The following is a 19,306-nucleotide window of genomic DNA, read 5'->3' on the forward strand; positions in this document are numbered from 1 at the left end:
CCCGGCCCGGCGGGGGCCCACCCACGGATTCGGAACCCGAGATGAAGTTCAAGCCCCTTGCCGTCGGCGTCGCGACCGCGTCCCTGCTTCTCGGCTCGCTGGTGACCGCGGCCCCCGCCGCGGCGGCCGGGTACAACGGTGTCTGCGGCAAGGGATTCCGCGTGGTCAACTCCGCCGACATCGGCGGCAAGGGCACCGTGTTCCTGACCTACAACGGCTCCTCAGGCAAGAACTGCGTGGTCACCGTGTTGGCGAACAAGGGCAAGGTCCGGGCCGACGCCGCGGTGAAGAAGGCGTCGGGCGGCCCGTGGGCGAAGGACTCCGGGCAGTTCGCCCAGTACGCGGGCCCCGTGCACCTCGCGGCGGCGGGGTCGTGCGTGGACTGGGGCGGCATGATCGGCTCCACCTGGGTGGTTCGTACCGGCACCAACTGCGGCTGACCGCGAACGGCCGTCGCCCCTACTGCGCCGCTTCGCGATTATCGCGCAGCGGGGGCCCGGGCCGGCGCGCACCTCAGGTCCGACCGAAGGCGGCCGGCGAGGGCGAGATCGCCCTCGGGGCACGGGCTACGCCCAGGGTGGTGCCACGCCGTCGCCCTTGCTGCGGTGGTGCTCGACGACCTTGCTGATGGTGGCGACGCCGTTGCCGTCGACCTTGTAGGTGACCTCGGCGAGGATCCCGGCGTTGCCCTTGGCGAGGTGGCCGCTGAGCGCCCCCGGCGACGACGGGGTGGTGCCCGGCGCGCCCTCCTTGGGCTTGTTGCCCGCGGACTGGCAGAAGCTCCAGGCGCACAGCACCTGGGCGCCGTCGAGCCTGGCCCAGCGCGTCTTCCCGCCTTCGGTGGGGGCCAGCCCCACTACGTGGGCGCCCGAGGGCTTCGCGCCGCCGGCGCCCGCCGCCGGGCCGAGCACGGCCATGCCGGTCGTGGACTTCGCCCCCGCCTTCTTCTCCCCCGGCTCGCCGCCCTTGCCGTCCTTCTCCTGCGCCTCGGACTTGTCGGACTTCTCCGCCTTGCCCTTGGCGTTGGTGGAGGGGCTGCCGGAGGGGAGGTCGGGGCCCGCCTGGTCGGGGCCGGGGTCCTGGCCGGCCTGCGCGGCGCCGGAGTCGCCGCCGGTGACCAGCTTCCACGGCGCCTCACCGGTGACGGCGGCCACGGCCGCGCCCCCCGCCGTGAGCAGCAGCGCCAGTGCGACCAGGGACGCCGCCACCACGGTCCCGATGCGCCGGCCGCCGCCCTTCTCGGCCTCGACCGCGAACTCCTTGCCGGTGGGGACCTGGACCCCCGTCCAGTTGTCGTCGAGGACGCGGGACAGCACGTGGGTGGCCTCCGGCGCGCTGGCGACGCTCGCGGCGAAGCGCTGGCCGATGGACGCGGTGGCCGCGAGGAGCTGCGGGGCCGTCGGCCGCTGCCGGGCGTCCTTGCTGAGGGCCGCGCGGGCGAGGTCGGCGAGTTCGCCGTTGAAACCGTGCAGGTCGGGCTGCTCGTGCAGGACCCGGTAGCCGATGGCGTCGGCGTTGCCGCGCCCGAACGGGGGGCGCCCGGTCGCGCTGTAGGCGACCATCGCGCCCCAGGCGAACACGTCGTCGGAGAAGGACGCGGGGGCGCCCTTGTAGTGGTCGGGGCTGATCCAGCCGGGTGATCCGACGACGGACCCGGTGCGGGTCAGCGCGGTCTCGTCGATGGCGCGCGCGATGCCGAAATCGAGGACGCGCGGACCGTCGGGCGACAGGATGATGTTCGACGGCTTGAGGTCGCGGTGGGCGATGCCCGCGTCGTGGATGCGGGTGAGCGCCTCGGCGACGCCCGCCGCCAGGCCGCGCTGGAGGGTCTGTTCGAGGGGCCCGTTGCGCCGGACGTAGGCGCCGAGGGTGGCCCCGACGACGTAGGCGGTGGCCAGCCAGGGCCGCGCGGCACCGGGGTCGGCGCCGAGCAGCGGCACGGCGCACGCGCCGCCCACCCGCCCCAGCAGGTCGACCTCGCGGGCGAACCGGGCCCGGAACTCGACGTCGGAGGCGTACTCGGTGTGCACCACCTTCACCGCGACGACGCGCCCCTGCCCGTCGGCGCCGGCGTAGACCACCCCCATGCCGCCCGAGCCGAGGCGCTTGAGCAGCCGGAACGGGCCGACCGTGCGGGGGTCCTCCGGCGTGAGGTCGGTTGCCGTGCTGGGCAGCAGGACAGAGGAGGCGTTCGTGGGGTTCACCGGCGGCATTGGGGTATCTCGTGATCCATCGCGGGAGGGGAGAGAGGCACACGCAGTCGTGGGGCAGGACGACTGCGGTCCAACGATCGTATCGGCACCGCCCTGGCGGAACCGAATGGGCGCCCGCGAGCACGCCGACAGTGCCGGAACGGGTCCCCTGACGGCACTTGGGGGACCCGTTCCGTCGGTTCCGGCAGAATCAGCGGGGAACGCGGAACGGGCGCGGCGCGCTCCTAGCGCTCGTGGTCGCGGCGGCGGAGGTCGCGCTCGTGCTTGCGGAGCTGGAACGGGCGCAGCGCCGATTCGACCTGGACCGCGAGGTCCATCTTGCTGTCGCCCTCTTGGCGGTCCTCGAAGTGGATGGGGATCTCCAGCATCTTCTGGCCGCGGCGGAACGCCCTGAAGTGCATCTCGACCTGGAAGCTGTACCCGGTGCTGTGGATCGACGCCAGGTCGATGGACTCCAGCGCGCTGCGCCGCCACATCTTGAACCCCGCGGTGACGTCGCGCACGGGCATGGCCAGGATGGCCTTCACGTAGGTGTTGGCCCACCCCGACAGCAGGCGGCGCCGCAGCCCCCAGTTGTCGCTGAGGCTGCCGCCGGGCACGTAGCGGCTGCCGATGACGACGCCGGCGTTGGTGGCCAGCAGGGTGCCCAGCAGTTGCGGCAGGTAGGCGGGCGGGTGGCTGAGGTCGGCGTCCATCTGGGCGACGAAGTCGGCGCCGTCGTCGAGCGCGCGGGTCATGCCCGCGATGTAGGCGCGGCCCAGGCCGTCCTTCGCGGTGCGGTGCACGACGGTGATGCGCCCGGACGCCTCGCCGCCGTATTCGGCGGCGAGCTTGTCGGCGATGTCACCGGTGCCGTCGGGGGACCCGTCGTCCACGACGACCATGCTCAGCCCGGGGAGGTCGAGCGCCATGACCTGGTCCACGAGAACGGGGAGGTTGTCGGCCTCGTTGTAGGTGGGCACCACCACGGCGACCCGGGAGAGGGACCAGGGTTCGGGCAGCGACACGGGCGGGGGCGGCATAGGCGGGTCTCCTCCAGCGTCATCGGGCGGGCACGGGGAGCCGTGGTGCACAGCGACCTACTGGGCTGATTCCCGCGGAGCCCGGCGCCACTCCCCGATCGTCGTTCGTAGGACGCAGCGTACGCGGTCGCGGGCGGGGCGCTCGCCCGGGAGCGGCCCGCCCCGGCCCGGCGCGGGACGCCCAGGTAGGCGGCGTTGAGGGCGCCGGCCGGCCCCGCGCGCAGCCCCGATCCCGCGCAGACCCACACGGTGGTGCGCCGACCACATGAGCGCACCAGCCAATCAAACGCGGAAAACTAAGATCATTTTCGATCAGACATTCTGACCGGAGCCGCCCGGTCGGACGGCCGGCCTCACTCGCCCCGATCCACCGCCAGGACCGCGACGTGGACGTCGGTGCCCATGTCCTCCAAGGTCATCAGCACCTCGGGGTCGGCGTGGTTGTCGGTGATGAGCTGGGAGATCTGCTCGGGGGCCACGGTCTGCACCATGGTGTCGGCACCGATCTTGGTGTTGTCGGCCAGCACCACGATCTCCTGCGCCGTGGCGACCATGGCGCGGTCGACGCTCGCCACCGCGGGGTTGGGCGTGCTCAGCCCCCGTTCGGCCGTGAGGCCGTTGCCGGAGACGAACGCCCGGTGCACCCGCAGGCCCTGGAGCGACTGCTCGGCGGCCGCGCCGACGAGGGCCAGGATCGATCCGCGCAGCGAACCGCCGGTGAGCACGACGTCGACCCCGTTGGCGTTGGCGAGCGCCTGGGCGACGAGCAGCGAATTGGTCACGACGGTGAGGTTCTGGCGGCCCACGAGTTCGCGTGCGAGCGCCTCGGTGGTGCTCCCCGCGCCGATGACGATCGCGTCGTCGTCCTCGACGAGCCGCGCCGCCGCCTTCGCGATGGCCAGCTTCTCCGGGGCGGCCTGGCGCGTCTTCTGCGCGTAACTCTGCTCATGGCCGAGCCGCCCCGGCAGTGCGGCGCCGCCGCGGCGCCGGTCGATGAGCCCTTCGGCCTCCAGGGCGCGCACGTCGCGCCGGACGGTCACCTCCGAGGCGCGCACCTGGTTCGCGATGTCGCGCAGCGCCATGGCACCGTTCGCGCGAACGAGCTCCAGGATGCGTTCGCGCCGCTCGGCGGCGAACGCCGGCTTTCCGTCCTCTGCCATCTCGGTGGCCCTTCCCGCTGCGAAATGATGCGCTCCGATCATAAACGGTCGCGGCGTACGAAACAGGGCGCAGTGCGGGGACGCGCGGGAACCGGGCCCGGGGCAAGGGATCCCGGGCGTCGCGGCGCGATCAGGAGCGGTCGCGGACCCGGGCCGCCGCAGAGGGCCGGACCGCCGCAGGGGGCGGGGGCGCCGCAGGGTGCCGGGGCACCGGTCAGCGGTAGTGCACGCCGTGCGTCTGGAAGGACTGGTCGATCGTGTCGTTGTCGGCGTAGCCGTCGCCGGTATCGGACCCGGCACCGTGGTAGACGGCCGCGATGAACAAGGCCACCAGCAGCACGAGCGCGATGATGACCGCGCCGCCGAACAGGGCCAGGACCGACATGTCCGCCTCCCCCAAGGTGAACCCGCCCCGGCACGAACCGGGGTCACCCGGTCGATGCCCGTCGGCGTGTCGCCCTACACCCCGGTGCGCGAGATATTTTCGTTATCTCCGTGGTCCGCCGCGCCGCCCACCGGCCGCGACGGCCTGATGGCGGCCGCGCCCGCGGCGATTCCCAGCGCGAGTACCGCCGGGACCGCCAGCGCGATCGTCAGGGTGAGCGCGTGGGCGATGGCGCCGATGACCACCGGGCCGCTCAGCATCCCCAGGTAGCCCAGCCCGGCGACGAACCCGAGGTTGCGCCCCGCGCGCAGCGGGTCGTCGTTGACGGTGGCGGTGAAGATCTGCGGCACGATGCACGACAGCCCGGCGCCCAGGAGGCCGAACCCGGTGATGGCGACCGCGGGCGAGGGCACCAGCAGGCTCGCGCCGAGGCCGCACGCCGCGAGCAGGCCGCCCGCACGCACGATGGCGACCGGGCCGAACCGGGCGGTGAGGCGGTCGCCGACCATCCGCCCCGCCGCCATCGTCGCCGAGAACACGGCGAAGCCCACTGCGGCGAGCGCGCCGGAGGTGGCGAGCTCGTCGTGCAGGTAGACGGTCGTCCAGTCGGTCGCCGCGCCTTCGCCGAGGAAGCAGGCGAACGCCAGGACTCCGAACAGGACCGTCTTCGCGCGGATCCGGGGCGGTCGCGCGCCGCTCGCGCGCGGGGTCCCGGAGGTGTCCGCAGCCGCGGGCGCCTCCGCCGCGGCGGCCGGGCCGGGGTCCTCCCGGGGCAGCAGCATCCGGCGCACCGCGACAGCGGGCACCAGCAGGACGAGGGCGACGGCCCAGAAGGTGGCGGCGGCGCCGACCCCCGTCGCCGCGGCGAGCGCGCCGACCCCGGCGCCGACGAACATCCCGACGGAGAACGCGGCGTGGAATGAGGCCATGATGGGACGACCGTAGTGACGCTCGACCCGGGCGGCCTCGACGTTCATGGGCACGTCCACCAGGCCGTGCCCGGCGCCCAGCGCGAACAGCGTGGCGAACAGCATCGGCAGCGAGTAGGCGTGGCCGGGGCCGACGAGCGTCGCCACGGCGAGCAGCGCGGCGGGCAGCAGCGTCGCGACGCTGCCGAACCGGTCCGCGAGCCGCCCCGCCACCTGCATCGCCGCGAGCGCGCCGACGGCGAGGCCGAGCAGGGCGATGCTCAGGCCGCCTTCGTCGAGTCCGGTCTGCTGCTTGACGGCGGGGATGCGCGACGCCCAGGTGGCGAGGACCATCCCGGCCAGGAAGAAGTACGCGGCGACGGCGAACCGGGCGCGCCGCAGGTGCCTGCCGGGCTTCGCCGCAGCGGAGGTGGCGGGGGCGGGGTCGGGGCTGTTCCGGGGCTCAGACACAGTGGACGGTCACTCCGCTCGCTCGGATCTCGGACACGGTGGCATCGGGGGCGTCGGTGTCGGTCACCAGGACGTCGAGGTCGCCGGCGGCGCACACGTAGCCCATGGCGACCTGGCCGAGCTTGGCGGAGTCGGCGATCATGACGACGCGCCGCGCCGAGCGCATGGCGGCCCGCTTCGTCGCGACGTCGCCGAGGTCGTGAGCTGTGACACCGTCGGCGGCGGACATCCCGCAGCAGCTCAGGACGGCTGTGTCGAAGCGCACGGCGGCGAGGGACGCCTCGGCCAGGGGGCCGATGAACGACAGTTCGCCGGGGCGCACCTCGCCCCCCGGCAGCAGCAGCCGCCCGTCGGGGCGCTCGGCGAGCACACGGGACGCCTGGAGGGACAGCGGCATCACGGTCAGCGCCCGCCCGGCGAAGCGCGCGGCGACCTCGACGGCGGTGGTGCCGCTGTCGAGCACCACGGCCTCGCCGTCGCCGACGAGTGCGTCGACCGCGGCGGCGATACGCTTCTTCGCGTCGGCTCCTTGGCGCTCGCGGACGGCGAACGGCGGTTCCTGCCCGCGCGGCATCAGGCTGACGGCTCCGCCGCGGACCCGCCGCAGCACGCCCTTCGCGGCGAGCTGGTCGAGATCGCGGCGGATGGTCATCTCGGAATGCCCGGTGGCCTCGGCGAGGCCGATGACGGTGACCGTGCCGGAGTCCTGCAACCCGGTCACGATCACGTCGAAGCGTTCAGCACTGTCCATCCGACAATTCAAACATAGACTCCGTTCGTTTCGCAGAGATCCGAACAGATCATTCGCACAACTCGTGGCCCGAGCAGGCCACCGGCCCGAAGGAGCGCACCGTGGTACATCCCGACCCGTCGTCCCGGCCGGTCGACCCCGCCGCGCACAGCCCCGCTTCCACGGCGGTCGCGTGCTCCCTGTGGTGGGCCGACCCCTCCTGGGCCGGGCCGCGGCTCCTCGCGCTCCTCGACGACTCCGAACGGGCCCGGCGCGCGCGCTTCCAGCGCGCGGCCGACCGCGACCGCTACACGGTGGCGCACGCGCTCGCGCGGGTCGCGTGCGCGCACGCCGCTGGGTGCGCCCCGGAGGAGGTCGGGTTCGCGCACCGCTGCCGCTCCTGCGAGCGGCGCGGCGAGCGCGACCGCGAACCGCACGGCAAGCCGCACCCCGCCGGCCCCGCCGCGGGCCTGGAGATGTCCCTCAGCCACTCCGGCGACCGGGTCGTGCTCGCCCTCACCCGGGGCGCCGCCGTCGGCGTCGACGTCGAGCAGGTCACGGGGGCCCGCGACGTCGACGGCCTGGCGAAGTACGCGCTCGCCGGCGGGGAGCACGCCGACTGGCGCGCGCTCCCCGCCCCGGTGCGCACGGCGGGCTTCTTCACCTACTGGGCCCGCAAGGAGGCCCTGCTGAAGGCGACCGGCGACGGCCTCTCCGAAGGGCTGACCGTCGTGCAGGTCGGGCCGCCGCACGAGCCCGCCGTGGTCCGGTCGTGGCGCACCCCCGAGGCGCCGGGCGCCGTGTACCTCACCGACCTCGACGCGGGCGCGGACTACCGCGCGGCCCTCGCCGTGCTCGCCCCCGGCGAGGTCCGGGTCGCCCACCAGGACGCCGCGCCGCTCCTCGGCGTCCATCCCCGCTGAACGCCCCGGCCCGGCACCCGCCGGACCCGCCGGACCCGCGCCGAGCACCGCGAACACGGCGTCCGCGCGGCTAAACATGGGGATACCGACACATTCCCCTGCTCCCCGGGTAAGCCACGACTGCCTTGACCCCGACTGCGGCTGGTTGATGTATTGCAGTCGTGCCGAACCTCCCCAGTGCGGCCCTTGCCGCACGTGCCCGCCGCACGGCCCTTGCCCCGGGCGCTCCTTGAGCGCGCGCTCGGTCGCACGGGCCCGCACTCCGGGTGGGGGCCGCGGCGACGGCGGGCCCGAGGCGGAGGTGACGCATGGGCGCCGGGTGCCCGACCCCTTCCGCTGGCTCGAGGCACCCGACTCCCCCGCCACCCAGGCGTGGCTGGCCGAACGCGAACCCGAGTTCGCCGAGGCTGTGCGGCGCTGGCCGCTGCGTGGGTGGCTGCGCTCGGAGATCCGCGGTCTCGTCGCCGCCGACCTCTGGTCGCCGCCGCAGTGGCGCGGCGGCACCGCGTTCGCCACCCTGCGCACGGCCGGCGCCGAGCACCCCCGCCTGCTCGCCCTCACCGGCGGCGGTCGGCGGGTGCTCTTCGACCCCGCCGCGTTCGACCCCAGCGGCGGCACCACCCTCGACGCCTGGGAGGCGTCGCCCGACGGCAGGCACGTGGCGGTGCAGACCTCCAGCGGGGGTGTCGAACGCGGCGAGCTGCGGGTCCTCGACACCGCGACGGGACGGACCGTCGAGGCGCCCATCGGCGGCGTGCGCTACTCCCACGTCGCGTGGCTGCCCGGCACCGGATCCCCCGCCTTCTACTACGTCCGGCGCGACGGCGCCGACGGGCGCAGGGGCGTTTGGCTGCACCGGATCTCCGCGGACGCCGACGTCCTCGTGCACGCGTGCGCGGCACCGCGCACCGTCCCCGGTGTCCGCGTGCGCCGCGGCCGGTGGCTGATCGTCACCGAGAGCCACGGCACCGGGCACCGCAACGACCTGTGGCTCGCCGACCTCGACGCGGGCCCGGCCGAGGCGCCGCCGCTGCTGCCGGTCCAGGTCGGCGCCGACGCGGAGAACGACGCCGACATCGGCCCCGACGGCCTCCTCTACATCCGCACGACCTGGGGTGCGCCGCGCCGCCGGGTGTGCGCGGCCGACCCCGCCGCGCCCGGCCCGGAGCACTGGCGCGAGGTGGTGCCCGAGTCCGCCGACGCCACCCTCGACGGGTTCGCGCCCGCCGGCGCGCCCGGCGACACCCGGGTCGTGACCGCGCACACCCGCCTCGGGCTGAGCACGCTGAACGTGTACGGCGGCAGCCACTCCCTGCCGCTCCCCCTCCCCGGCGAGGGCATGATCACCGGGCTGCACGCGCACGACGACGGCTCCGTGTCGCTGAGCTACGCCGATGTCGCCACCCAACTGGTGGTGCTGACCTGGCGGCCGGGCGAGCACCGGCCGAACCGGTGGCCCCCCGCCGCGCCCGGCGCCGCCCGCACCACCGCGCCCGTCCCCCGGCAGGTCCTGACCGGCGTGTCCGACGACGGCACGCCGATCCCGGTGACCGTGTTCTCGCGGGCCGGATTCGACCGGCCCGGGCCGACCATCCTGCACGGCTACGGCGGCTTCGGCCGCCCCCGCCAGTTCGGATTCAGCGCGACCGTGCTGGCCTGGTTGAACGCCGGCGGCCGCTACGCGGTGGCGCACGTGCGCGGCGGCGGCGACGCCGGGCGCGCCTGGCACCGCCAGGGCTCGGGACGGGGCAAGGTCCGCGCGGTGCGCGACCTCATCGCGTCGGGCGACGCCCTGGTCGGCGCGGGCGTGTGCGCCCGCACCCAGCTGTGCCTGTCCGGCGGCTCGGCGGGCGGGCTGCTCGTCCTCGCCGCCGCCGCGCAGCGCCCCGACCTGTGCGCGGCGGTCATCGCCTCGGCCCCGCTGGCCGACATGGCCCGGTTCGAGCTGCTCGGTCTCGGCGCCATGTGGACCAGGGAGTTCGGCACCGCGGCCGACCCCGACGACTTCGCCGCGCTCATGGCCTACTCCCCCTACCACGCCGCGCTCGCCGCGCCGACCGGCGATGGTCCGGCCGTGCTGCTCACGGGGTTCCACGGCGACACCCGCACCGACGCCGCGCACCCCCGCAAGATGTGCGCGGCCCTGCGCGCGGGCGGCCGCGCCCCGGATCGGGCGCTGCTGCGCTACGAGCACGGTGTCGGACACGGGCCGCGGTCCGTGAGCCGCGCCATCGACCTCGCGGCCGACGCGCACGCGTTCGCCGCCGCGTGGACGGGGCTCGCCCCAAGGCAGGCTCCGTGATCACCGGAGAGACCGGAACGGCAAGAAAGGCGGGACGTATGGACCCGAACGAGTTCGAGGTCGAGGTCGAGGACCTGCACGAGGTCACCTCGCGTGACATCACCGCGGGCAGCGACAGCGACGGCACCGATTCCAGCTCCGACTTCATCTGACCCTGCCGCCCCACCCGGCCGCCGGAGGGCGTCCCGTCCTCCGGCGGCCGGCCGCGCGGCACGCGCCGCCCGCCGGCCGCCGCCCGTCCCCACCATCCGCCGCAGCCACCGGAGGACACCCGCCGTGACCGACCGCCTGTTCACCGAGACCCTCGCGTCCGCAGTGGGACCGGACCTGCTGAGCGCCCGGCTGTCGAACGACTTCGTGTTCGCCGACCTCGGGGCCGACACGGTGCGGCCCCTCCTCACCTTCGACGACCTCAACGCCATCCTCGGCGCCGGCACCCTCGAACCGCCCCGGCTGCGCCTGCACCGCGAGGGGTCGCCCGTTCCCGTCGAGCGCTACACCGAACCCGGCGAGTCCTCCGGCGCCGCGCGCCGCACCATCAACCCGGAGGCGCTGTACACGGAGCTGCGCGGCGGGGCGAGCCTCGTCATGGACGGCGTCGACCGGCTGCACCCGCCCGTCCGCGCGGCGACCGACGACCTGATGCGGCTCGTCCAGGAGAAGGCGCAGGTCAACCTGTACCTGATCTGGGGCGAATCGCACGGCTTCGACACCCACTGGGACGACCACGACACGTTCATCGTGCAGCTCACCGGCACCAAGTCGTGGCAGGTGCACGGGCCCGGCAGCCGCCCCTACCCCATGAAGGTCGACTCCGACCACTCCCACACCCCGCCCGAGGGGGTGCTGTGGGAGGGCGTGCTGCGCCCCGGCCAGGTGCTGCACGTGCCGCGCGGCTGGTGGCACACCGTCCGCGGCACCGGCACCGTCAGCATGCACCTGACCTTCGGCTTCACGCGCGCCACCGGGGTCGACTGGGTGCGCTCGCTGCTGGAGCGGCTCTACGACGTCGAGGTGTTCCGCCGCGACCTCCCCCGGTTCGCGCCGCCCGACGAGCAGCGCAAGCACCAGCACGAACTCGTCAGCACCCTCATCGACCTGGCAGGGGAGCACGACCTCGGCGCGTTCCTCGCCGCGCGCGACGCCCGGTTCCCCCGGCGGCAGTCCTTCGCTCTGCCGCACGCGGTCGACGGCACCGCCCCGGCCCCCGGCGAGGTCGTGGAGTTCGTGCCGATCCTCGCGCCGCCGCTGGAACAGGAGGGCGCGCACGTGGCGCTCACCGTCTCCGGGCGCCGGTACAGGTTCCCCGCCGCCGCCGAACCGGTCCTCGCCGAACTCGCCTGGCGGCGCAGCGCGACCGTCCGCGCACTCGCCGACGGCGCCGGGGTCCCGGTGGAGACCGCCGCGGGAGTGGTGCGCGCCCTGGTCCGCCACCACCTGGCGGTGCTGCGACCGCAGTGACGCCGTGGCGGTGGCGGCGCGCACCGCACGCGCGCCGCGCGGTGCGGCCGCCCGGCGAGCGCGGGGTGTGACGTGGATCTCCGGGGTAGGGGCGGTGCCGTGGCGGCGGCCTCATTGCTGTGCCGTGATCCGTTAGGGTAGCCTCAACTAAGAGTTAGTCGTTCAAGCCGCCGACGCCACTGGCTGCGCATACGCAGCGCACCGGCATCCGGCGGCGCGGGGCCTCACCACCGGCCCGGCACCGTCCCACCACGTCCGAAAGGCGTCCTCGTCGATGGCAGAGCCGCGGCATCCGTTCCAGGCGGTGATCGACGCCTGCGCGGGTCTGAAGTTCGCCCCTCTGCCGGAGGTCCGCACCAGCGAGGTGCACACCGCCGGGGAGCACCCCGGCACCGAGCACTGGTACCGCGCCGACCTCATGGTCGCCGAGGGCGCGGTCCCGGTCCTGTTCGACCAGATCACCCGCCACCACGGCCCCGACCACAAGCTGCCCGCGGCGACGCACTTCCTGCGCGCGCTGCTGCGAGAACCGGTGTTCCTGGTCGCCGCCGGCACCTACCTCACCGGCCGCGCACCGCTGCTCGACGTCGCCCACCTGTGGTTCCCCTGGCGGGTCAACGCCAGCTTCGGGCGGCCCATGGTCACCAGCACCACCATGGCGGTCCTGCCCGACGACCCCGCCGCCGGGCACCCCGACACCATCGTGGTCGCCGACACCGACGCCATGAACGCGCTCGCCGCCGAGCGCATGGTGCAGGCGTTCTCCCCCATGATCAACGCGCTGCACGCGCACACCCGCGTCGGCCTGCGCACACTGTGGGGCTGGGTGCTCGACACCCTGCACTTCTACATGCTCAACCCGGCCCGGTTCCTCGGCCGCGACGCCGAGGACGCCTGGGCCCGCGCCGACGCGCTCGGCGAGGCACTCATCGCCGCCGGAGCCATCACCCGCTCCCGCCCGCGGCTCTTCCCGTTCCGCGCCGACCACCCGCGCGGCACCTGGGCGGTCCGCGGCACCTGCTGCTTCGACTACAAGGGCGACCCCGCGCACGGGTACTGCACCACGTGCCCCCTGAAGTGCGACAGCGAGCGCCGCGACGAACTCCAGGACTGGCTGCGCAACCCCGCGCTGGCGCCCTGAGCCCGGCGCGCCGGGCTCACGCCCCGGCGCCCTTGCCGTCGGTCGCCTGCTTGGCCGCCTGCTTCGCTGCCTTCTTGGCCGCGCGGACCTCCTCCAGCGACTCCGGACCGGTGATGTCGGCGACGGAGCGGCGCGACCCCTCCTCGCCGTAGGCGCCGGCCGCGCCGCGCCAGCCCTCCGGTGCCACGCCGTACTGCTTGCCCAGCAGCGCGAGGAAGATCTGCGCCTTCTGCGCACCGAACCCGGGCAGCGCCTTGAGCCGGGCGAGCAGCTCCGTGCCTGTTGCGGCGTCGCGCCACAGCGCCTCGGCGTCGCCGTCGTAGTGCTCGACCAGGTAGCGGCAGAGCTGCTGGATCCGCTTGGCCATGGACCCCGGGTAGCGGTGCACGGCCGGCTTGTCCGAGAGCAGCGCGGCGAAGCGCTCCGGGTCGTAGGCCGCGATCTCATGGGCGTCGAGGTCGTCGCCGCCCAGCCGCTCGGCGATGGTGTAGGGCCCGGCGAACGCCCACTCCATTGCGACCTGTTGGTCCAAAAGCATTCCCACCAGGGCGGCGAGCGGGCTGCGGGAGAGCAGCGCGTCGGCCTCGGGCCGCTGTGCGAGCCGAACTTCTCCGTCCATCGTGTGCCGGGGCCGCACGGCCGACAGGCCCGCGCCCCGTCCCCCTCTCGCCTCGCGCCGGTGCGGGCGGCTCCGGAGCCCGCTGTCCGCGCGGCCCTGCCCGGGCCGCGCCGTCGAGCCTAGCCAGGGCGGCCGCACGGGCGCCACGTCACCACGCGGAGGGACGCCCGGCCGTCCGCTCGCGCGCGACCGCCCACACGGCGACGGCCACGACCGGCAGGGTGAGCAGCGCCGCGAGCCCGTTCAGGCCGCCGAACCCGATCGCCGCGAGCACGACCCCCGACAGCGCGCCGCACCCCGCACCGCCGAGGTTCATCGCGAGGTCGGACAGGCCCTGCGCGCCGGGGCGATCGGCGACGTCGAGGGACTCGGCGAGCAGGGTCGAGGCCGAGACCAGGCCGAACGACCAGCCCAGGCCGAGCAGCACGAGCCCGGTCGCCACCAGCGCGGAACTGTGCCCGGCCATGCCGCTGACCACGGCGGAGACGATGAGGATGCCCTGGCCCGCGAGCAGGGTCCGCACCCTGCCGAAGCGGTCGGCCAGCCAGCCGACCACCGGCGACAGCGCGAACATCCCCGCGATGTGCAGGCTGATCGTGAGGCCGATGACGGTGAGCTCCGCGCCGCCGTGCGCCATGTGCACCGGTGTCATGGTCATGACCGCGACCATGACGGCGTGGCTCGCGACGATCGTGGTGACCGCGAGGACGGCCATCGGCGTACGCCCGATCGCGCGCAGGGCCGCGCCGAAGCCCCGCTTCGGCCGGGCCGCGCCCTGGTCGGCGCCCGCCGCCATCTCCCTGGCCGTGACCAGCGGGTCCGGGCGCAGGAGGACAAGGGTCAGCAGCCCCGCCGCGACGAACACCACGGCGGCGAACACGAACGGCCCGAGCAGCGGCATCAGGCCGAGCCGCACCGCGACCGCCGCGCCGGGCCCGGTCAGGTTCGGCCCCGCCACGGAGCCGATGGTGGTGGCCCAGACGACGACGGAGAGGTCACGGCCCCGACGGCGCTCCGTCGCGAGGTCGGCGGCGGCGTACCGGGACTGGAGGTTGGTGGCCGTGCCGGCGCCGAACAGCACCATGCCCAGGAGGAAGAGCGGGAACACGCCGATATGCGCCCCGGCGATCACCACCAGGGCGCCCAGCGCCGCGACGAACCAGCCGGTGCTCAGGCCCGGGCGCCGCCCCCGCCGCGCCGCGATCGCGGCCAGCGGCAGCGCGAACAGGGCCGCACCGAGGGTGATCATGGTGACGGCGAGGCCCGACCACGACTGCGACCCGGTGAGGCGCTCGGCGATGAGGCCGCCGACGGCGAGCGCGGTGCCCATGCCGACCCCGCCGACGACCTGGGAGAGCATCAGGGTGGCGACGGCCCTGCGCTGGATGTGCGCGGCTCGGTCGCGGACGGCCCGATCCGCTGCGGACTCCTCCAGTGTGCTCACCGCGGCCCCGTTCCCACACCCATTCCCACACCCCTCGGAGTCCGATTCGCCCGACTCCGCCCGAACCGCTCGATCCTACGCGGTCGGCCCGCGGCCGCTTCCGGTCGGGGCCCGAGCACCACCGGGTGGGCCCGTTTCGGCTTTTCGCGGTCGGCCCGTCAGCGGGGCGGCCTTGCCGCCGGGCCGCCCGCGGGTGTGCGGTGGGGAAACAGCAAGCACCAAGGGCCGCGGGGGCAGGGGCAGCGGTCGCATGCACGGTCTCCGGGTGGAGAAGGCAGTGCCAGGGGCGGCGGGTGGGGCCCGGTCGGCGGTCATCGGCAGCGTGCCGTCGCATTGCACGCCCCGTCTCAGCACCGGAGCCAGGCCGCGATGTCCGTTTTATCCCTGTTCTCTTGCCGATCTTGACAAAAGTGTCCCCTCAAGCGCGGCCGAGGGAACACTTTTGTCAAGATCAACGGGGAAATGCGGAGCCGGACGGGGCCGTCAGCCGGCGACGTCGACGACCAGGCGGCCGGTCGAGCGTCCCGCCGCCAGCTCGGTCAGGCCCTCGGCTGCCTGGTCGAACTCCAGGCGCCGCGAGACCACGGGGGTGAGGGCGCCGCTCTGCACCGACTCCGCGAGGTCCCGCGCGGCGTCGCGGATCAGCTCCGGCGCGCGCGAGCGGTACAGGCCCCAGTGCAGGCCGAGGACGGCGTAGTTCTTCACCAGCGCGTGGTTGGTCGCCGCCTGGGCGATCTCGCCCCCGGCGAAGCCCACCACCACGATCCGCCCCTCGAACGCCACGGCCTTGGTCGACGCGGCGAACGCCGCCCCGCCCACCGGGTCGTAGACCACGTCGGCGCCGCCCGGCCCGCACGCGTCCTTGAGGGCCTGGGCGAACGCGCGCTGCTCGGGGTACAGGGTGCGGTCGACCACCGCGTCGGCGCCCGACTCCCGTGCGGCGGCGGCCTTCGCCGCGCCGCCCACGACCCCCACCACCCGGGCGCCCGCCGCCTTGCCGAGCTGGACCGCGGCGCTGCCGACGCCGCCGGCCGCGGCGTGCACGAGCAGCGTCTCCCCGCTGCGCAGGGCGGCGCGGCGGTGCAGCGCGAACCAGCCGGTCTGGTAGGCGACGGTGAAGGCGGCGGCCTGGGCGTCGTCGAACCGCGCGGGTGCGGGGAAGAGCATGTCGGCCGCCGCGATGGCGTACTCGGCGAGTCCGCCGTGCGGGAGCACGCTCGCCCCCATGACCCGCTCGCCGACGACGGCCTGCGTGCCAGGCCCGGCGGCGACGACGTCGCCGCACAGTTCGATCCCCGGTGTGAACGGCAGCGGCGGCCGCTCCTGGTACCCGCCCCGGATCATCAGCGCGTCGGGGAAGTTCAGCGCCGCCGCGCGGACGCGCACCAGCACCTCCCCCTTCCCCGGTTCGGGGCGCTCGACCTCCGCCCGCTCCAGTACCTGCGCCGGATCACCCGTTGCGCCGACCGACCATGCCCGCATCGTCCCGCCTCTCTCCCGAATCCCGGTTCCCGCTCGGTTCGCGTCGGCGAAGGCGATCAGGCCGCGTGCGCTGCGCCGGTTCGGTGCCGAGGGTTTGCCGCCGCTGCCCGGCGGCCTCGTGCACACGCCGCAAACTACCAGGATTGGTTTTTGATCGGCAGGGCATGAGGACCGGCGTCCGCACCCCGATCCCCGCGCCGGACCGGTACCCGGCAGGCGCCTACTAGCCGAAGCGGCGGGCCAGGTCGACGCGCGAGCGGATCTCGAGGCGCGCGAAGATGTTGCGCAGGTGGTGCTCGACCGTGCGGGGGCTGATGTGCAGCCCGCGGGCGATCTCCCTGTTGGTGGCCCCCTCGGCGACCAGGCGCGAGATCTGCTCCTGCTGCGGGGTCAGGACGGCCGGGGCGGCGGTCCCCTGCTCCGGCAGGCCGCCGGTGGCGCGGAGCTGCTGGACGGCCTGCCGGTGCAGCAGCGGCATTTCGAGCCGCGCCAGCGCCTCGGCCGCGAAGCGCAGGTGCGGCCGGGCCGCGGACGGCAGCCGGCCGCGGCGCAGGAACGAGCCGAAGGCGAGCCGCGTCCGCGCCTCCTCGACGCCGCCCCTTTCGCCGCTGCGGTGCAGCCGCACGGCCTCCTCGAAGTGCTCGTGCGCCGCGGCCCCCTCGCTCAGCAGCGCCCGGCAGCGGGCCAGGAGCGCCCGCTGTTCCGGGCCCGCGGTGCTGGTGGCCCAGCGCTCGTACCCGGCGAGCGCGGCGGCGGCGCGCTCCTTCGCCCCGATGCGCACGGCCGCTTCGACGTAGAGGGGCGCGCTCAGCAGGCGGATCTCGCGGTGTCCCTGGTAGGGCTCTGAGGACGCCAGCTCCTCCAGGCGTGCCGCGGCCTCGCGCGCGCGGCCCGCCGACAGCTCCGCGAAGGCCATGGCCCACGCCGCCAGGGCGGCCGGGAGCCCCAGCGGGTGCGGCAGGCTGTGTTCGGCGACCAGCCCGGCGCGCAGCGCGCAGGTGGCCTCGTCGCCCTGGAGCGCCGCGGCCATGGCCAGCGCCGCCATGTGGTGCGCCGCGTAGGCGCGCTGGCCGGTCGCGCGCGACAACCGGAGCCCCAGTTCGGCGCGCTCGGCGACCCGCGGCGCCGGGACGGTCCAGAAGTCGGTGTAGGACGCGAACGCCAGCGCCTGCGGCACCATCGACGCCGCGCCGCTCGACCGGGCGGCCGCCAGGGCGCGTTCGGCGAGGCGGCGCGACCGCGCCGGGTCGCCGAGGCGCAGCGCGCCCACGATCCCCCGGACCAGGCTCACCGGGTCGTCGCCGCCCTCGGCGAGGTCGAGCGCATGGCGCAGCGGCCCGCCCGCCGCCCGGTAGTCGCCGGTGAAAGCGGCTTGCGTTCCCGTGGCGTAGGTGACCCCCGCACGCAACTGGAGCGCGGCGTCGGGCGAGCACACCTCGGCCGCGCGCCGGCTCGCGGCGGCGTGCCGGGCCGGATCACCCGCCAGCGCCGCGGCGTCGGCGGCGCGCAGCAGCAGGTGGAGCGCGCACTCCCGGTCGTAGGGCGCCGTCGCGCGCGCCGCCTCCAGCAGGCGGTCGCAGCCGGCGATCGGATCGTCCATCCGGATCGCGAGGTGGCCGTCGACCAGGTCGGCGAGCCCGACCGTGCGGACGTAGGCCATGTGCGGCACGGCCCGCTCGACCAGCGCCGCACTGCGGCACGGCCGCCCCGCCGTCCACGCCTGGTAGGCGGCGGCGGTGAGCCGCGACGCCTTGGCGCCGCGGCGGGCGGTCAGCTCGGCCGAGCGCTCCAGCAGCCGCGATGCCTCCGCCGCGGCGAGCCCGGAGGTGCGCGCCGCAGCGGCGAGTTCGGCGCTCAGCGCCTCGTCGCCGGCCGCCGAGGCGGCCGCCCGGTGCCACAGGGCCCTGCTCTGGGCGCCCTGCCCGGCCATGATCCGTGCCATCACCTGGTGGGCCTCGCGCCGCAGCGCCGGGGCCGCCGCCTGCCAGGCGGCGTCGGCCAGGACCGGGTCGGCGCACTCCAAGCGGTCGGTGCCGGCACGCAGCGCCCCCGCCCGGCCGGCGTCCCCCAGCGCGGTGGCGGCGTCGGGCCAGGGGGTGTCGGGCCAGCAGTCGTCGAGCCGCTCGACCGCCGCGGTCTCGACCCCGGGCTCCAACGCCGCGAGCAGCAGCAGGCGCTCCGTGCCCGCGGAGAGCGACCGGAGCAGGTCGGCGTAGGCGTCCATGACGCGGTCGGGAACCGCCGGTGTCAGCGGCAGCGGCGACTCGGCCGCCCGCTCGGCCGGGGTGAGCGCCCGCGCCCGCTCCACTGCCAGGGCCGGGTTGCCGTGGGCCCGCGCCGCCAGCTCCGCGCGCACGGTCGGGTCGAGGTCGGCGAAGGCGTCGAGCAGCACGGCGTCGAGCGCCTCCGGCGGCATGGGTGCCAGGGCGTGGGCGGGCAGGTCGGCCAGCTCCGCCGGAAGGTCCGCCGCCCGCGACCCGAAGAGCATGCAGAGCGCGAGGTCGTCGGCCCGGTGGGCGGCGAAGGACAGCAGGGCGAGGGACCGCCGGTCCATCCAATGGCAGTCGTCGATCAGGCACAGGAGCGGCCCGTCGCGCGCGAGCAGCGCGAGCAGGTCCAGGGTGGCCAGGTAGAGCGGCATCCCGTCGGCGTCGCCGGCGCGCCCTTGTTCCAGTGCGCGGGTGAGCACGCCGCCGTGGTCGGGGCGGAGGTCGCCGAAGCGGTGCCGGGCCGGGCGCAGGAGCGCGTGCAGCCCCGCCAGCGCGATGCCGGTCTCGGCCCGCCTGCCCCGCGCGCGCAGCACGGTGGCACCGGGGCGCATCGCCGCCGCCTCGGCGAGCAGCGTGGTCTTGCCCGAACCGGGCGGTCCCGACACGACGGTCGCCGAACCGCCGCCCGTCGCGGCGGCGGCGATGCTCCGCGCCAGCAGTCCGGCCGCCTCACTGCGGCCGTACCGCCGGGGCCCGGCGCCGGTCTGCGCGGTGGACACCGCCTCAGGTTACCGAGGTGCCGACCGCGGGTGAAGGCCCGGATCGCCGCGGCGGC

The 19,306-nt window shown here is 75.3% G+C and carries 15 protein-coding genes; 5 read left to right on the forward strand and 10 right to left on the reverse strand.

What is annotated here, in order from left to right:
• The first annotated feature begins 41 nt into the window (after positions 1–41).
• Positions 42–440 carry a spore-associated protein A gene (locus CLV63_RS10995; RefSeq protein WP_106582851.1) on the forward strand — a complete coding sequence of 133 codons (399 nt, stop codon included), beginning with the start codon at positions 42–44 and terminating at the stop codon, positions 438–440.
• A gap of 126 nt (positions 441–566) precedes the next feature.
• Here CLV63_RS10995 and CLV63_RS11000 read toward each other — a convergent pair whose 3' ends face one another.
• From CLV63_RS11000 to CLV63_RS11020, 6 genes are all read right to left on the reverse strand, one after another.
• Positions 567–2,204: a serine/threonine-protein kinase gene (locus CLV63_RS11000; RefSeq protein ID WP_245928721.1), complete on the reverse strand. Its 1,638-nt coding sequence runs from the start codon at positions 2,202–2,204 to the stop codon at positions 567–569.
• 233 nt (positions 2,205–2,437) lie between these two features.
• Entirely contained in the window at positions 2,438–3,235 is a 798-nt protein-coding gene (locus CLV63_RS11005) for a polyprenol monophosphomannose synthase (RefSeq protein WP_106582853.1), read from the reverse strand.
• 353 nt (positions 3,236–3,588) lie between these two features.
• Positions 3,589–4,395, reverse strand: coding sequence for a DeoR/GlpR family DNA-binding transcription regulator (locus CLV63_RS11010; RefSeq protein WP_106582854.1), 807 nt, complete (start codon positions 4,393–4,395; stop codon positions 3,589–3,591).
• 214 nt (positions 4,396–4,609) lie between these two features.
• The gene (locus tag CLV63_RS33525; protein WP_170134199.1) at positions 4,610–4,780 is read right to left on the reverse strand and encodes a hypothetical protein; all 171 of its coding nucleotides are present in this window, start codon (positions 4,778–4,780) and stop codon (positions 4,610–4,612) included.
• A 74-nt stretch (positions 4,781–4,854) separates the two neighbouring features.
• Positions 4,855–6,159: an MFS transporter gene (locus tag CLV63_RS11015; protein WP_245928722.1), complete on the reverse strand. Its 1,305-nt coding sequence runs from the start codon at positions 6,157–6,159 to the stop codon at positions 4,855–4,857.
• On the reverse strand, positions 6,152–6,910 hold the full coding sequence (locus tag CLV63_RS11020) for a DeoR/GlpR family DNA-binding transcription regulator (protein WP_106582855.1): 759 nt from the start codon (positions 6,908–6,910) through the stop codon (positions 6,152–6,154). The genes CLV63_RS11015 and CLV63_RS11020 overlap by 8 nt, the downstream gene beginning before the upstream one ends.
• 101 nt (positions 6,911–7,011) lie before the next feature.
• Here CLV63_RS11020 and CLV63_RS11025 point away from each other — a divergent pair, with 101 nt between their 5' ends.
• The 4 genes from CLV63_RS11025 to CLV63_RS11040 all read left to right on the forward strand — a co-directional run bounded on the left by CLV63_RS11025 (position 7,012) and on the right by CLV63_RS11040 (position 12,716).
• On the forward strand, positions 7,012–7,812 hold the full coding sequence (locus CLV63_RS11025) for a 4'-phosphopantetheinyl transferase family protein (RefSeq protein ID WP_342751382.1): 801 nt from the start codon (positions 7,012–7,014) through the stop codon (positions 7,810–7,812).
• 148 nt (positions 7,813–7,960) lie between these two features.
• On the forward strand, positions 7,961–10,114 hold the full coding sequence (locus CLV63_RS11030) for a prolyl oligopeptidase family serine peptidase (RefSeq protein WP_106582856.1): 2,154 nt from the start codon (positions 7,961–7,963) through the stop codon (positions 10,112–10,114).
• Positions 10,115–10,390: 276 nt separating this feature from the next.
• Positions 10,391–11,575: a JmjC domain-containing protein gene (locus tag CLV63_RS11035; protein WP_106582857.1), complete on the forward strand. Its 1,185-nt coding sequence runs from the start codon at positions 10,391–10,393 to the stop codon at positions 11,573–11,575.
• Between the two features lie 274 nt (positions 11,576–11,849).
• Entirely contained in the window at positions 11,850–12,716 is an 867-nt protein-coding gene (locus CLV63_RS11040; protein ID WP_106582858.1) for a (2Fe-2S)-binding protein, read from the forward strand.
• 16 nt (positions 12,717–12,732) lie between these two features.
• Here CLV63_RS11040 and CLV63_RS11045 read toward each other — a convergent pair whose 3' ends face one another.
• The 4 genes from CLV63_RS11045 to CLV63_RS11060 form a co-directional block, all read right to left on the reverse strand.
• Positions 12,733–13,335 carry an HhH-GPD-type base excision DNA repair protein gene (locus CLV63_RS11045; RefSeq protein ID WP_106582859.1) on the reverse strand — a complete coding sequence of 201 codons (603 nt, stop codon included), beginning with the start codon at positions 13,333–13,335 and terminating at the stop codon, positions 12,733–12,735.
• A gap of 148 nt (positions 13,336–13,483) precedes the next feature.
• The gene (locus CLV63_RS11050) at positions 13,484–14,779 is read right to left on the reverse strand and encodes an MFS transporter (RefSeq protein WP_245928724.1); all 1,296 of its coding nucleotides are present in this window, start codon (positions 14,777–14,779) and stop codon (positions 13,484–13,486) included.
• A 483-nt stretch (positions 14,780–15,262) separates the two neighbouring features.
• On the reverse strand, positions 15,263–16,261 hold the full coding sequence (locus tag CLV63_RS11055) for an NADPH:quinone oxidoreductase family protein (RefSeq protein ID WP_106582860.1): 999 nt from the start codon (positions 16,259–16,261) through the stop codon (positions 15,263–15,265).
• Between the two features lie 223 nt (positions 16,262–16,484).
• A complete protein-coding gene (locus CLV63_RS11060; protein WP_106582861.1) occupies positions 16,485–19,250 on the reverse strand; it encodes a helix-turn-helix transcriptional regulator in 2,766 nt (921 codons plus the stop codon).
• Positions 19,251–19,306: the final 56 nt, after the last annotated feature.

This window comes from Murinocardiopsis flavida, from assembly GCF_003014485.1.
GTDB classification, from domain to species: domain Bacteria; phylum Actinomycetota; class Actinomycetes; order Streptosporangiales; family Streptosporangiaceae; genus Murinocardiopsis; species Murinocardiopsis flavida.